General features: G+C 73.4%; 9 protein-coding genes. 4 read left to right on the forward strand and 5 right to left on the reverse strand.

Annotation, left to right across the window (positions count from 1 at the left end; all coding sequences use genetic code 11):
- Positions 1-134 precede the first annotated feature (134 nt).
- Positions 135-1112: a glycosyltransferase family A protein gene (locus ABZW18_RS22250; RefSeq protein WP_356189960.1), complete on the forward strand. Its 978-nt coding sequence runs from the start codon at positions 135-137 to the stop codon at positions 1110-1112.
- Positions 1113-1146: 34 nt separating this feature from the next.
- Here ABZW18_RS22250 and ABZW18_RS22255 read toward each other — a convergent pair whose 3' ends face one another.
- Genes ABZW18_RS22255 through ABZW18_RS22265 form a run of 3 tightly spaced genes read right to left on the reverse strand, consistent with a single transcriptional unit; the run spans position 1147 to position 4625 of the window.
- Positions 1147-1566 carry a DUF742 domain-containing protein gene (locus ABZW18_RS22255; protein ID WP_356189963.1) on the reverse strand — a complete coding sequence of 140 codons (420 nt, stop codon included), beginning with the start codon at positions 1564-1566 and terminating at the stop codon, positions 1147-1149.
- A 30-nt stretch (positions 1567-1596) separates the two neighbouring features.
- The gene (locus ABZW18_RS22260; protein WP_356189965.1) at positions 1597-2037 is read right to left on the reverse strand and encodes a roadblock/LC7 domain-containing protein; all 441 of its coding nucleotides are present in this window, start codon (positions 2035-2037) and stop codon (positions 1597-1599) included.
- The gene (locus ABZW18_RS22265; protein ID WP_356189967.1) at positions 2034-4625 is read right to left on the reverse strand and encodes a nitrate- and nitrite sensing domain-containing protein; all 2592 of its coding nucleotides are present in this window, start codon (positions 4623-4625) and stop codon (positions 2034-2036) included. Before ABZW18_RS22265 ends, ABZW18_RS22260 begins: the two co-directional genes overlap by 4 nt.
- 403 nt (positions 4626-5028) lie before the next feature.
- On the opposite strand from ABZW18_RS22265, the gene ABZW18_RS22270 reads away from it, so the two are divergent.
- From ABZW18_RS22270 to ABZW18_RS22280, 3 genes are all read left to right on the forward strand, one after another.
- Positions 5029-5523: a hypothetical protein gene (locus ABZW18_RS22270; protein ID WP_356189969.1), complete on the forward strand. Its 495-nt coding sequence runs from the start codon at positions 5029-5031 to the stop codon at positions 5521-5523.
- A gap of 110 nt (positions 5524-5633) precedes the next feature.
- Positions 5634-6782 carry an L-histidine N(alpha)-methyltransferase gene (locus tag ABZW18_RS22275; RefSeq protein WP_356189972.1) on the forward strand — a complete coding sequence of 383 codons (1149 nt, stop codon included), beginning with the start codon at positions 5634-5636 and terminating at the stop codon, positions 6780-6782.
- A 2-nt stretch (positions 6783-6784) separates the two neighbouring features.
- The gene (locus ABZW18_RS22280) at positions 6785-7432 is read left to right on the forward strand and encodes a hypothetical protein (RefSeq protein WP_356189975.1); all 648 of its coding nucleotides are present in this window, start codon (positions 6785-6787) and stop codon (positions 7430-7432) included.
- A 321-nt stretch (positions 7433-7753) separates the two neighbouring features.
- Here ABZW18_RS22280 and ABZW18_RS22285 read toward each other — a convergent pair whose 3' ends face one another.
- Both ABZW18_RS22285 and ABZW18_RS22290 read right to left on the reverse strand, forming a co-directional pair.
- Entirely contained in the window at positions 7754-13438 is a 5685-nt protein-coding gene (locus ABZW18_RS22285) for a hypothetical protein (protein ID WP_356189977.1), read from the reverse strand.
- 37 nt (positions 13439-13475) lie between these two features.
- Positions 13476-14393, reverse strand: coding sequence for a hypothetical protein (locus tag ABZW18_RS22290; RefSeq protein WP_356189980.1), 918 nt, complete (start codon positions 14391-14393; stop codon positions 13476-13478).
- Positions 14394-14470 lie beyond the last annotated feature (77 nt).

The raw sequence follows: 14470 nt of genomic DNA on the forward strand, positions 1-14470 counted from the left end.
CGGACACAGCCCGGCGGACGTACGGGGCACCGCGCCACAAGCGCCTCCGCACCCTCACCTTGCCATCGCCTCGCAGCAGCAGCAGCAGCGCATCGATCCACCGTTCCCCTCCCGTTCGAAGCGAAAGACGGCACATGAGTCACCCATCCAGCCCCGCGGTCTCCGTGATCATCCCCTGCCACAACTACGGCCGCTATCTGCCCCAGGCGTTGGACAGCGTGCTGGCCCAGACGTTCTGTGACTGGGAGCTCGTCATCGTCGACGACGGCAGCACCGACGACAGCGCGGCGGTGGCCGCCTCCCTCGTCGCTCGGCACCCCGACCGCCGCATCCGTCTGCTCGAGCAGGCGAACGCCGGAGTCTCCGCCGCGCGCAACACCGGCATCGCTGCCGCCAACGGCCGTTACATCCTGCCACTGGACGCCGATGACGTGATCGCCCCCACCATGCTGGAGAAGACCGTCGCGGTCCTGGACGGCGATCCGGACGTCACCATCGCCTCCACCGACCTCTTCGCCTTCACCGAGGACGACCTGCCTCCGCAGGTCATGCCGCTCCCCGCCTACAGCAGGGAACTGCTCCTCCAGCGGCTCATCATGTTCTACTGCTCGCTCTACCGCCGCGAGGCCTGGGTGGCCGTGGGCGGCTACAACGAGGACATGCGCGCCGGAGAGGACTGGGACTTCTGGGTCGGCTGTGCCGAACACGGTTTCGATGCCCACCACATCCACGAGCCGCTGTTCGGAGCGCGCAACAAGGACACCGGTCTGCATCTGGAAGCCGCCGAGAACGACTTGGCCATCCGAGCGCGGATCGTGGCCAACCATCCGGGGTTGTTCAAGCCGGTGACCCGCGCATGGGCGGAAGCCGTACTCCACCAGGACACGGACAGCTGGCTGGGCGATGAGCGGGTGCCCGACGACATCCTCACCCGGGCTGCCGAGATGGACCAGTTCCTCCAGTCGGTCATGGCCCTGCAGCGCACAGCCCGCTTGCAGTACCACCACATCCAGCGTCTGGAGAAGGCTCTGACGGACCGGAGCGGTACGGCTCCCGGCGGGATTCCCGCTCCGGAGAGGGGGCAGACCCCGGTCGCCCGTTCCACGGTGTGAGGCGACCGCCGGCACCAGGCTCCGACGGGCCCGCTCAGAGCGCCCGCAGCCCGCTGATCACCTCACGCAGAATGCTCTCGTCCGGAAGTTCCGCCGGCGGTACGGGACGGGTTACCCGGACCAGTTCCGCGTCGATCAGGTCGCCGATGAGGACCCGGACGACCCCGATCGGAAGATCGAGGCCGGTCGCGATCTCCGCGACGGACTGCGGTGTGTCCCGGCACTGGCCGACGATGTCCAGATGCTCCGGGGACAGCGTGTGGTCGCCGGCGCCCGGGTCGCCGGCGAAGCCCCCCGGGGTATCCGTCCTGTCCAGGGCGACGACCACCGCGATCAGGTCGAGCTTGTCCCTTGTCCCGCTGCGCGTGCGGCCGCGCGTCATGGCGTAGGGCCGTACGACCGGTCCCGCGGCGTCGTCGAACCACCGGGCCGGATCCCGCCCTTGACCGCTCATGAGACCCCCGTCTCCGCTCATGGCCGCCCGTCACCCTCCGACGGTCGGGCCGGACCTCGGCGCGGCCCCCAGGTGCACGCCCACCCGCTTGACCATCAGCGTCATCTCGTACGCGACCTGACCGATGTCGGAATCGGCGTCGGCGAGCACCGCGAGGCAGCTGCCGTCGCCCGCGGCGGTGACGAACAGGAACGCGTCGTCGAGCTCCACGACGGTCTGCCTGACCTTGCCCGCCTCGAAGTGGCGGCCCACGCCCTTGGCGAGGCTGTGGAACCCGGACGCGACGGCGGCCAGGTGCTCGCTGTCCTCCCGGGTGAGGTCCTTCGACGCGCCCGTGGCCAGGCCGTCGCCGGAGAGCACCAGGGCCTTGCTGATGCTGCTCACGCGCCCGACGAGCTCGTCGAGGAGCCAGTTGAGTTCACCCGCCGCGCTGGTCGAGGCGTTGCGAGCCGTGACGTTCGGTGCGTTCATCGACCGTTCCCCTCAGATGTCGTTCCTGGTGCGATGTCCCGGGCAGTCCCGGCGGATTCGGCGTCCTCGCCGGTGTGGGCCCGGCCGCGCTGCCAGCCACGCTGGAGGGAGGCCATCCGGGACCTCACTTCCTCGGCGTCGCGCTCGGGTACCTCAGCGTCGGACCGGGAGTCCTCGTCGCCGAGGCGTGGTGCGGGCTCGGCCTTCAGCTGGGGCGCGAGACTGGCCTGCCGTACGCGGCGCGGCAGCCCTGCCCCGGACAATCCGGTGGACTCCACCGGCTCGGGCCGCTCCTTCGCCCCGCCCGGCTCCACTCCCCCGCGGCGCTCCCGGGCCTCGACCGGCCGGCCGTGGTCGGAGACCAGGACAGGCGAGCGGCGGCGGGGCAACGGCGCGGGGCCGAAGCCGTCGGCGCCGTTGTCGCGGGCCTGCTCGTGCTGCTCGCCCGATGCGGAGGCGGGGCCCTGCGCTGCCTCACGTTCACGGGTCCCGGAGCGGAAGATCAGGGCCTCGTCGTCCTCGTCGAGGGCGGTGAGCGGCGCTTCGAGCTCCACCGGACCGTCGAGCAGGGGCGCCTTCCGGCGCGCCGCGGACAGCGGGACGGGCACCTGGGCGAGCGCCGCGAGCTTGCCTCCGGGGATCTCGTGCTCACCGGTCTCCTCGCCGGTTCCCGAGCCGCCGGCGAGCTCGCCGCCCGATTCGGTGAGCAGGGTGGCGGGGATGAGGACGACCGCGGTGGTGCCGCCGTACGGCGAGGTCTGCAGCGAGACGCGTACGGCGTGGCGCCGGGCGAGCCGGCTGACCACGAACAGCCCGAGCCGGTCGGTGTCGGAGAGTTCGAACTCGGGGGTCTCGGCGAGCCGGAGGTTGGCGTCGAGGAGCGCGTCGGGCGTCATGCCCAGGCCGCGGTCGTGGATCTCCAGGGTGAAGCCGTTGGCGACGCGCTCACCGAGCACCTGGACGGCGGTGTGCGGGGGCGAGAAGACCGTGGCGTTCTCGAGGAGTTCGGCGACGAGGTGGGTAAGGTCGGCGACGGCGGGGCCGCTGACGGCGAGCCGCGGCAGCCTGCGCACCTCGATGCGCTCGTAGTCCTCCACCTCGGCGACGGCCGCGCGGACGACATCCATCAGCTGGATGGGCTTGCGCCACTGCCGGGAGGGAGCGGCTCCTGAGAGGATGACCAGGCCCTCGGCATGCCGGCGCATTCGGGTGGTGAGGTGGTCGAGGCGGAACAGGTCGGCGAGCTCCTCGGTGTCCTCGGTGCGCCGCTCCATGGTGTCGAGGAGCGTGAGTTGCCGGTGCAGCAGGACCTGGCTGCGGCGGGCCAGGTTGACGAAGACGTCGGAGACACCGCGGCGCATGTCGGCCTGCTTGACGGCGGCCTCGACGGCGGCCCGCTGGAGGGTGTTGAGCGCCTGGCCGACCTGGCCCGTCTCGTCCTGGCCGTACTGCAGCCGGGGGGCCTCGGTCTCGACGTCCACGTGATCGCCGGCCGCCAGCCGGCGCATCACGCTGGGCAGCCGTACGCCGGAGACCTCGTGCGCGTCCTTGCGCAGCCGGGTCAGATCGCGGACCAGGCCGCGGGCGATGCGTACCGAGACGATGAGCGAGACGAGTACGGCGGCGAAGCCGAAGACGCCCGCCACGGCGGCTTTGACGAGGACGCCCATGGCGACCGGCTGGACGCGGTCCCGGTAGCGGTGGCCGGCCTCGGTGCCCATCCGGTCGAGGTCGTCGAGGACCGTGCCGACGGCGGCCTCCCAGCGCTCACCGTTGATGGTCTCCAGACCCTTGGCGTGGCCGGCGTCGATCACCCGTTCCTCGGTGGACCGCAGGTCCACGGTGTCGGGCCCGTCCCAGTACTTCTCGAAGACCGCGCAGTCCTCGGCGGGGAGGTCGCTCAGACTGGTGGTGTAGAGCAGCTTGCGGTTGGCCACCAGGTCGGAGAAGGAGCGAAGGTCGCGCTGGTTCAGACTGCCGGCTGCGATGGCCGAGGCGAGCAGCGCGTCCTCGCGGGAGAGGGCTTCCCTGGCGCGGGTGAGGCCCACCAGCGCGCGGGCCTGCTTGTCCATCTCCACGTCCTGCAGGGCGTGGAGAGCGCTGAGGAAGTCGTAGCAGGGGTCGATGAGCTCGTTGTACGCGGCGAAGGCGCCGTTGCGGGTGATCGTGCCCTCTTCGACCTTGCCGCGCAGGGTGTCCAGGCCGTCCAAGCCGTCCAGGACGGCGGTCAGCTGCGAACCGGAGCCGGGCGGCAGATCGTCGCGCACGCCGTCGGCCGCGGAGTTCACGCGCAGCCGCTCCACGACCTTGTCGGTGGCGCGTTCCTGCCGGTGCAGCCGGGCCAGACCGTCCGAGCGGCGGGGGTCGGCGAGGTACACGAGGGTTTGCCGGCGCTCCTGCTGGAGCACCTGCACGGCGTCCTCGGTCGGATCGCCCACCGTGTCCACGATCTGGGCGACACCGAGCAGTTGCCCGGCCTCGCGGCCGGTGATCACTGTGGCGAAGGCCCAGATGGAGGTGAGGGACACCAGCGGCACCAGAAGCAGCCCCACGATCTTCCTGCGGATGGACTTCCCGCGAAAGCGCATGGCCTCCCCTACGTCAACCCCGGTACCCGGGGGCGGTGTTCCGTCAATAAACGGCGCGAGCCTACTACTGACCGGGGCACAACTCGAAGACCCGTCCGGACGTGCAGATGGACATACCGAGGCGTTTCATCGGCAGTTGTCCGTCGATTCCGGTACATCACAGCCTCACTCGTGGCCCACCAAACCTGCCGGGAACGCCATGTTCCGACCGGCGTTCGGCCGGAATTGCTCCCCTCCTGGGAACCTCCTTCCCCTTCCGTTCGTGATCCTGTTCAGAGGATGCGGGTGGAATTTCTCGTACGCCCCGCTTTTCGAACCAGTGCACGCCGGGCAGCCGACCCTTGGGCCGGATTCCTCGCACCCGGCATCGAGTAGTCCGCCTCGCGGGGGGAGTGAAGGTCAGATGGACACCGGACCGCGTTTTGACACCTCAGTACCCGCCGAATCCCGCGGCGAGGCGCTGAATCGCGACATCTACGCCGACTTCGGCAGTTCCGCGGGTTCCGCCGATGACGCTCGCCCGAGCAGCCGGCCGCCCCTGTGGACCGTGGAGCCCGCCGTCCGGCCCCGGTTACCCGATCCGGTCAGGGCGGCCGCCGTGCGGGCGGTCGTCATCGTCGCCGTGAACCTGATACAGGCCATGATCGCGTTCCTGTGCACGATGGCGGGCGTGTGGCTCGCCTTCCCCGCGGTGCTGAGTACGGTCGCCGGCACCGTGGTCGCCACGTGGAGCGTCCTGGACGTCTGGGTGACCCGGCAGGTCTGGAATCAGCGGCACGGCGTGGTGTCCATGCCCAGCAGTACCGCGCGTGCGCTGCGGCGCGAGCGGCGGCGGGCCCGGCGGGCAGCCCGTGCGGCGGCGCGGGCGCGGCCACGACGGCGGCTCTCGCAGGCTTGATCCATTCCCCTCCCACACGGTGAACATGTAGGTTCGGGAAGTGACGGCGCCTGCGGCAACTACCGTGGTGGCACCAGGAATTCGGACCACACAACGGGGGTACGCCGGCCATGGCGGTGCGCGAACAGGCCGTTCAACGACTCGAAGGAGCGCTCGCCGATCCGGGGTTCTCCTGGACCCTGTGCATGGTGGGTGAGGACCAGTCCCAGAAGTTCTCCCAGCTGACCGGCGAACTGCGGGCACCGTTCTCGCGCACGGGTGACGGCAAGCGCATCTCGTCCGGCTTCTCGTACTGGGGTGTGGAGTCCACGGTGGCGTGGGTGCACGCCTGCTCCGACCTCTTCTATCCCGTGATGCGGGAGAGCATCGAGTCCTTCACCCGGCGCTGGCAGCAGATCGGCAGCGGGCTGGAGGGGCAGCGCTACCACTACGTGAGCCTGGGTACCGGCACCGGGCACAAGGACCATACGGTCCTGGAGCGGCTGCGCCGGAACCATCCGGATCTGTGCTACATCCCCGTCGATGTGAGCCCGGAGATGCTGCGGCTGGGCCAGCGCGAGGCACTGCGCAACCTCGGCGTTCCCGCGGGCAGCGTGGTGCCCGTACAACTCGACTTCTCCGCCGGGCAGAACGTGATGGGGCTGCGCCGGCTGGTGGAGCGCCTGGTGGGCGACGAACCGGTGGTCTATTCGCTGCTGGGCAACACGCTCGCCAACTTCGAGGACGACACCGCGCTGCTGGCGCTGCTGACGGGGCAGCTGCTGCGGCCGCAGGACCGGTTCATGCTGGAGGTGGCGAGCACCGATCGGCTGGACGAGGACAGCGCGAGCGCCGCGGCGCGGGAGTACCGTGCGAGCCCGCGATTCGGCGAGTTCGTCACCAGCGCGGTGATGCAGTACACCGACCTGCAGATCGACATGGAGAGCGTGTCGTTCGACGCGGCCGTCGAGGACGACCGCGCGCTGCTGGTCAAGGTGGTGTACCGGAACCGTACGGGCGGGCAGCTGCGGCTCACCCTCCCCGACCGCAGCAGTGTGGAGTTCCCGGACGAGGACACCATCCGGCTGCTGACCACCCGGAAGTACTCCCGGGCGGGGGTGGACAAGATGCTGGCGGACGCGGAGGCGGTGGAGGTCGGCCGTACGGGCTCGGGCTTCAACGCCGCCTTCGGCGAACCGCAGTTCGGGATGGACCTGGTGCTGCTGCAGTCCGGGGCCACCGGGAACCGTCCGGTTCCTCCCCCGAACCCGTTCCGCTGACCGTGGCACTGCGGCCCATGCGGCGCTCCGGCTATTCGGTGCTGACCTTCGGCGCGCTCGCCCTCGCCCTCGGGGTCTGTGCGAGCTGGCTGGTCGCCGCGCCGTTCGACGGGAAGTGGGAGCCGGTCATCCAGACGCTGGCGCTCGTCGCCGCGATCAGCGGAGTGTTCGCGGAGCGGCGGGCGGCGGCGCAGGAGCGGGAGCGCCAGACGCTGCACGCGCTCGCCGACGAGCTGGTGAAGAACACCGGGATTCTGGACGACGCGCGGTTCCGGCCGCTCGACCCGGCCGGCCCGGTGCACCGCGTCTTCCCGCGTCCGGTGCTGTCGGCGACGGACGCGGCGCTGATCTCGGGCGTGCTGGCCGACCCGGCCCACAGCGGGCTGGTGGCGCTGCTGCACGAGTGGCGCGACACCGTCAACGAGCTCAACCGGCGGCTCGATCTCGCCGAGCTGCGCAGCTTCGTCGTCGAGGCGAAGAGCGCCGAACTGCTGCGGGTGGACCGGGACCTGCGCAGGGAGGACGGGCACCTGCACCGGGCGCGGGCCATCCGCGACCGGATCGAACGGCAGCTCCGTGAGCGGTACGGGGACGACGAGGGCGTCGCCGAGCGGCTGGAGGAACTCGCCGCGGCGCGCGGCGGGTCCTGACCGACCCCGGGCCGCTGTGGCGTACGGCCCTGCGGCGTCGCCCGTCGTGCCCGCGTGGACGCCCGCGACCATCGACCCGCGGTGCTCATGTCCCAGCCTTCGCGCCTTCGCACCGCAGGACGTCGAACCGCGGGCGTCGCGACCCCGCGGACGTCGAAGGAGAACACCGTGCCCATGACGTGCTCGACGTCACTGGGGCACACTGGCCCACGCCGTGGCGTGGCTGCACCGTAGGGACAGGGTCTTCTCCACCCACACCGTAGGGACGGGGTCTTCTCCACCCACCACGGCCGGCAGCCAGATCATCCCGCCTCACCGGCGTCAGTCCGCTCGGGACTCCGCGGTGACCGGCGGGCGCTTGAACATCCTGGTCGCGGTGATCTCGCCGTGCACCGTCTCCTCCGCCGCCGTCTGCTGCGGCAGGCCGGGGCGCAGATGTTCCTCGACGCTGATGTACTTCAGCCCCGCCCGTAGGTCCGCGTCGTTGCGCAGCCGGATCACCAGCGGGAACTCGGCGAGCGCCGTGGTGTCGAACAGGCCTGTGGTGTAGAGCAGCTGCACTCCCAGCGCGTCGGCGACGGCCCGCTGGAGCTCCAGCAGATAGGTGGCGTTGGCGCGGCCGATCGGGTTGTCCAGGAAGAGCGTGCCGGCGTGCCGGTGCTTGTCGCGGCCTCGGTCGTTGCTGCGCAGCGCGGCCATCGTGCAGTACAGCGCGATGGCCGCGGTGAGCAGCTGACCGCCGGAGAACACATCGCCCATCTGTCCGACGGGGACCCGTTCGGCGCGCAGCACGGCGTCGGGTTTGAGGATTTCCACCGCGATGCCCCGCGGCTGGAGGGCCGCCGCGACGCCGCGCAGCAGCAGCGACATGCCGTCGCGGCGCAGGTCGGAGTTCTTCTTCACGGCGGCGCGGGTCGCCTCGTCGATGACCTCGCCGAGCCGTTCCGTGAGTGTGGCCTGGTCGGGCTCCTCGAAGCGGATCCGCAGGAACTCCTGGCCCGACCACTCCCCCAGCCCCTCGGGGAGACGGGAGAGCCGCTGCGCGGAGCGGAGGGTGGCGAGCGAGGACTCCACCAGACCGCGGAGCCGGTCGACGATGCTGTCCCGGTTGCGCTCCAGCTGCGCCAGCTCGTCGGTGAGGACGCGCAGCCGGGGGGCGAAGGCCTCGGCCCAGGCCGCCGCGTGCTCGGGCAGGGCGGAGCCGGGCAGTTCGCGGATCTGCTGGCGGGCAGGGGTACGGACCTGCTCGTAACGGGTGGAGTTCGCGTGCCGGACGAGCACGTCGCTCGCTTCCCGTACGGTCGACTCGGCGGCCGACAGGTCGGTCGCGCAGCCGCGCAGCGAGCGCCGGGCCTCGGCGGCCGCCTGCCGCGCCCCGTCCAGACCCCCTCGGTACGCCTCGGGCCGCTCGGCGCCTTCGGTGCTCTCGGCGGGGTGGGCGGGCTCCCGGAGGAGGTCCCGCAGCAGCGTCGCCGTGTCGTCGAAGCCGCCTGCCGCGTCCTCGGCCGCCCGGTGGGCGTGCAGCAGCTCCGCGTGCGTGCCGCGTGCCGTCTCCAACGCGTCCGTACGGGCGGCGAGTTCGGTGGCCGCGGTGCGCCACAGAGTCTGGGCGTGCTCGGCGTCGGCCGGTACGAGGTCGTCGGGGAGCTCGGTGTGGGCCTCGCCGTCGGCGGGCGCCTGCCGCTCGGCCTCGCCGCGCAGCCGGCCGAGCTGCTCGCTGGCGGCGGAGGCGCGCGACTCCAGCAGCTGGACGAGCGATTCGGCGCGGGCGGCGGCCGCCTGGCGGGACGGGCCGTCGGCGCCGTCGGTGCCTTCGAGGAGCTGCGCGGCGCGGGTGCGGACCTTGTTGGTGAGCCGGTCGAGTTGGGCGCGGGCCGCGCTCTCGTCGCTCTCGGCCCGGGCCTGCTCGGCGCGCAGATCGGCTCCGACGCCGACCTTCTCGTAGAGCTGCGAGGCGGCGCGGTACGCCTCACGGAGTGCGGGCAGCGCGGTGCGCGGCGCCGGCGTGTCCGCGTCGGTGTCGGTATCGGTGTCGGTGTCGGCGTTGTCGGGTGCTCCCGCGATCTCGGCGCGCTCGGCCCGCAGGGCGCGGGCGGTGCGGCGGGCGTCGTCGGCGGCGCGCTGGGCGGCTCGCCGGTCCTCGTCCGCGGCGCGTGCCCGCTCCAGGCAGACCGCGGCCCGCTCTTCCGACTCGGCGGCCTCGTCGGCCAGTTCCCGCAACCGGCTCTGCCAGCCGGAACGCTCGCGCAGCCGGAAGGCGAGGCCGGCCAGGGCATCGGCGGCGCGCCGGGCGTGCTGCGCGGCTTCCTGCCGCTCGTCGCGGACCCGGGCCGCCTCCGCGGCGGCCTCGTCCGCCTCCGTACGGGCCAGACGCGCCTCCGCCGACTGCCGGCCGGCGGCGTCGGCGGCCTGGCGGGCGGCCTCCGCCGTGGCGGCGAGCTCAGCCAGGTGCCCGGCGGGGCAGCCGGTGCGCCAGGACGCGAGCCGCGCCGCCAGGGCGCGGTCGCCGGCCAGCCGGGCGGCGAGCGCCCGGATGTCCTCGTCCCGGGCCGTCGCCCGGGCCCGCAGCGACTGCCGCTCGTCGTCGGCAGCCCGTTCGTCGTGCATCGCCGGGTTCGGCGGTACGAGGAACACGACGGTGTCCGCGGCGCCGGGCGCGGGGGTGGGTGCCAGCAGCGCGGCGGCGGTGCCGACGGCCACGGTGGACCGCGGCAGCAGCGCGGCTCCGGCCAGGATTTCGCGGGCCCGGGCATGGGTGTCCGGGTCGGTGATGACGACGCCGTCGACGAGTTCGGGCCGGGCCGCGAGCACAGCCGCGTGGTCCGCGGGGTCGACGGCCTGGGCCAGGTAGCGCCAGCCCGGAAGCGCGGGGATGCCGTGCTCGCCGAGGTACTCGACCGCGGCCAGCACGTCGGGGCCCGGCGGGAGCAGCCCGCCGTCGCCGAGCGCTCCGAGGATCCGGGCGTCGTCGGCGGCCGCTGTGCGCAGTTCGAACAGCTGCCGCTCGGCGGAGGCGATGCTCTCGTCGAGCATGTCGCGCAGGGCGTCGGCGCTGCGGTCCAACTCGTCGGCGGTGAGGGGCCCTTCGGCGGCGGGGCGGCTGCGGCCGGGGGGTGTGGCGCGGCGGCTGCTCGGGTGCGTGCCCGCCCCATCCGCGCGGGGGGCGCCGCCATCGGACTGGGCCGCACCGGACTCTCCGCCACCGGACGCGTCGGTTCCGGACGCGTCGGTTCCGGGGGCGTCGGTTCCGGGGGCGATTCGGCCGTCCGTACCCGACCGGCGGCCCGCGAGTCCGCCGTCTCCCGCACCGTTCCGGGACGCCTCGTTCGTGTCGGCACCGCCCTCGGCGCCGCTGCCGTGACCTGCCTCCGCGGCGCCGGCTTCCGGCCGCTCCCCGCTGCCCGCGGGCCTGCCGTCGGCGCCACCCGGCTCTGGCCCGTCCGTGGTGTTGCCGTCCGCGCCGACGGGAGCCGCCGCAGCGTGCGCGGCGTCCGAAGACCTTCCGGCGGGGGCTCCCGGAGACGCGGGACGAGTCGCTCGTGCCGTGCCGGAAGCGGCCTCCGGCATCGGCGCTGCGGGCAGCTCGTCGGAGCCAGGACTACGGCTTCCCGGTTGCTCGGCCCCACCCCTCGTGGACGCGTTGTCCACCGACGAAGAGCCGTGCCCGTACCCCTCGCCCGCAAGGCCCCGGTCAACGCCGGGCGGGGCAGCGGCATTGCCCTCCGTACCGGCGCCCGCCGAGCCCCCGTCCCCCGCGGCACCGGAACGCGCGCCGTGCGATGAACCGCCCCCAGGAGATCCGTGCCACGCCGTACCGGCCGGTCCACCGGCGTCGGAAGCCGCGCCCGGCGCCGGTGCGTCCGGCCGGCCGGCGGAGTCGGGAAGGTCGTGTCCCGAGGCGTCAGCCGACGTACGGGCAAGGCCGGACGGGTCGGATGCCACCGGGTCGCCGCCAGGAGCCGGATCAGGGTCCGGCAGTGCGGCGCTGACGCCGCGCGAGGGTTCTCCGTCCGTCGCCGCGTGGGTGGCCGGGCCCGGAAACGGAGGTTCCGCACTGCGCTGGCGGGGCGGTGACACAGCCCCGGGGCGCGGGCCGCCGCTGCGGCGGGGCTGCGGTACGCCCGTGCCCGTCGGGTGCGGCAGGCTCAGCAGTTCGGCCAGCCGCTCGTCCTCACCGATGGATTCCGCGGTGCGGCGCTCCGCGATGTGGGCGGCTTCGGCGGCGTCGGCCGCGTCCGCGGCGCGGGCGGCGGCCAGTTCGGCGCGGGACTCGGCGGCTGCCGCCTCCTTGGCCTGCTCCGCGGTGCGCTGCGCTGCCTCACGGGCCGGTTCCCAGGCGGACACCGCCGACTTCTCGGCATCGCTCGCCGCCAGCGCGGCACGGACAGGATCGGCATCGGGCGCGGTGGGGGCACCTCCCAGCGATAGCTGGGGGACGTCGAGCCAGCCGGCCCGTACCGCCTCGGCGGTCTCCTGCTCGACCTCGGCGAGCCGCTGCCGCAAGTGCCCGGCCTCGCTGCGGGCGCGCTGTGCCTCGGTGGCTGCGGCCGTGGCGTCGCGGTGCGCGGATTCGCCTGCCGCCTGGAGGGCGGTGGAGCGCTCCTCCTCCCCCGACGCCACCCGTTCGCCGTCCTCCGCCGCCGTGTGCAGGGCGCGTACGAGTTCGGCGGCGGCGGTGGCGCGGGCGGCGAGTGCCGGGGCGGCGTCCCGCTCCGCTTCCCGGATCGCGACGGCGACGCGCGCGGCTCGGTCGGCGGCGGCCCGGTGCCGGAGCACCGCCTCGGCCGCCTGCCAGGCGGAGAGCAACGTCCGTGCGTCACCCAGCTCACGGCGCTGGGCCGCGGCGGCCTTCTCGGCCCGGGAGAGCGCCAGAGAGGCGTTGCGGTAGGCGAGTTCGGCGGCGATCAGGGAGCTGCGGCCGCGCGCCTCCTCAGCCTGGGTGACGGTGTGGGCGGCCGCGGTGACCTGCTGGGCCAGGTCGGCGGCGCGCCCCCGCTCCTCCGTGGCCCGCGCGGACAGCCGCCGCGCGAGCGTACGGGTGCGGCGCTCGGCCCCGGCGTGCACTTCACGGGCCCGCTCGCGCTCGGCTGCCGCGTCGACGATACGGCCGAGGAGGTCGACGGAGCCCGCGGTGAAGTCCCGTTCGGCCATCAGTTCGGCTCTGCGGCCCAGCTTGTGCGCGAAGCCGTGGACGAGGTCGGCGAGTCCGTCGGTGTCACGCGTGTCGGTGACGGCGCGCAGCAGCAGGTCCGTGAAGTCGGAGTCGTTCTTGACGGCGAACAGACCGGCTGCCTCGCCCTCGTCGGCGTTCATCTCCCGCTGGTAGCGGAAGAGTTCGGGGTCGAGGCCGAGTTCGCCGAGGTGCTCGTTCCATCGCTCGTGGATCTCCTCCCAGACGACGTCGAGGTTGGGGTAGGCCTTGCCCGCCTCGGTGATGGCGTCGCGGAAGCCCTTCATCGTGCGGCGGCGGCCCTGCGCGCCGGAGGCGCCCTCGACGGGGGCCCGTACGGCGGTGGACTCGGCGACCGGCAGGGAGTCCAGGCTCATGCCGGGACCGGGCCGGAAGGAGTACCACGCCTCGGCGAACTTCCGCGGGTCGCCCGAGACCTGGCGGCCCCGCCACTCGCTGACCTTGCCGGCGACCACGCACTCCCCGGTGACGGTGTGCTGCCACTCCAGGGCGACATGCCCGCAGTCGTCGGCCAGCAGGAACTTGCGCAGCACTCCGGAGCTCGCCCCGCCGAGGGTGTTGCGGTGGCCGGGCAGCATGACCGAGAAGATCAGCTTGAGGAGTACGGACTTGCCGCCGCCGTTCTCCAGGAAGAGCACGCCCGCCGGGGCGGGGCGGCGCGGCGGGCCGGTGGGCTCGTCCTCGAAGAAGTCCGCCTGGGCCGGAGCGGGGCTGGCCACCGGCTCACCGACGCCACGCAGGTCGAGCACGGTGTCGGCGTAGCGCGCACCGGCAGGCCCGATGGAGTAGAGGCGGACCCGGGACAGCTCGTACATGGCGGCGGACTCTCGTTGTGGTCGTACGGGAAGACGATCAGGAATGGAACGGCAGGCCGGCGTCCGCGGCCAGGTCGAGGTCGTCGGTGTCGTCCGGCGGGAGCAGGGTCGCGGTGCCGTCGCCGACCGGGACGACGCCCAGCTCCAGCAGCTCGGCCATGGCGGCGCTGCCGGCCAGGTCGCGGACCTGGAGCTGATACCGGGCGGTGGTGCGGTACGTGCCGCCGGCGTCGTCCCCGGTGCGCTGCAGAAAGCCGGACTCGGTGAGGAACGCGACGGCCTTGCCGATGATGCCGGTGGTCGAACCGGCCAGCCGGCGCGCGTCCTTGGTGGCGCCGGTGGCGCTGCGGCGCGCGTAGACGCGCCAGGCCGCTTCGAGGCCGGGGGCGTCGCTGGCGGGGTCGGTGTTCTCGCCCTGTTCTCCGGCCCGCTCCTCCAGGCGGCGGCAGGCCTGGCGTACGAACGCCTCCACGCCGTTGACGGTGATCCGGCCGATGTAGCCGTCGTCCGCGAGATCCTCGGGACGCGGGAAGGCCATGGCGGCGACCGCGAGGTGGGCCAGTCCGTGCAGGAACCGGTCGGCGGAGTCGGGTGACGCCCGGCGCGCGTAGTCGCCCATGCGGACCGCGAAGACGGAGTCCTCGGCGGCGGCCACGGCCATGCCGGCGCGGGTGGACACCTCGAGGACGATCAGCCCGAGCCCGGCGGCGACCGCGTCGGCGAGCCTGGCGAAGGGGGGTTCGTCGCGGTGCCGCCGCAGCAGCTCGGCGTACTCCGCGTCGCGGGCGGGCAGCAGCTTGGGCTGGAGCCCGAAGGCGACGAGCCGCGCGGCGTCCGCCGCGTCCGCGGGCGTGACCGGTGCGGGGCCCGCCGCGCTCGGCGTGCCGTGGCCCGGCTCGCCCGCGGCGGACGAAAGGCCCGGCTGTGCCCTGTCGTCGGCGTCGTACTCGGTCACGGAAGAGGCTCCTTGCGGGGGACGGTCTCACTGGTCGCGCGCGTCGCACAGGATGCGGCTTCGGCGGTGCCATGGCG

Origin of the sequence: Streptomyces sp. NPDC004647 (assembly GCF_040609575.1) — a bacterium.
Taxonomy (GTDB): domain Bacteria; phylum Actinomycetota; class Actinomycetes; order Streptomycetales; family Streptomycetaceae; genus Streptomyces.

Bases quoted from the DNA above. Each gene is read 5' to 3' on its own strand.
- ABZW18_RS22250 (WP_356189960.1), top strand. From the start codon at position 135: ATGAGTCACCCATCCAGCCCCGCGGTCTCCGTGATCATCCCCTGCCAC.
- ABZW18_RS22265 (WP_356189967.1), bottom strand. From the start codon at position 4,625: ATGCGCTTTCGCGGGAAGTCCATCCGCAGGAAGATCGTGGGGCTGCTT.
- ABZW18_RS22275 (WP_356189972.1), top strand. From the start codon at position 5,634: ATGGCGGTGCGCGAACAGGCCGTTCAACGACTCGAAGGAGCGCTCGCC.
- ABZW18_RS22285 (WP_356189977.1), bottom strand. From the start codon at position 13,438: ATGTACGAGCTGTCCCGGGTCCGCCTCTACTCCATCGGGCCTGCCGGT.
- ABZW18_RS22270 (WP_356189969.1), top strand. From the start codon at position 5,029: ATGGACACCGGACCGCGTTTTGACACCTCAGTACCCGCCGAATCCCGC.
- ABZW18_RS22260 (WP_356189965.1), bottom strand. From the start codon at position 2,037: ATGAACGCACCGAACGTCACGGCTCGCAACGCCTCGACCAGCGCGGCG.
- ABZW18_RS22255 (WP_356189963.1), bottom strand. From the start codon at position 1,566: ATGAGCGGTCAAGGGCGGGATCCGGCCCGGTGGTTCGACGACGCCGCG.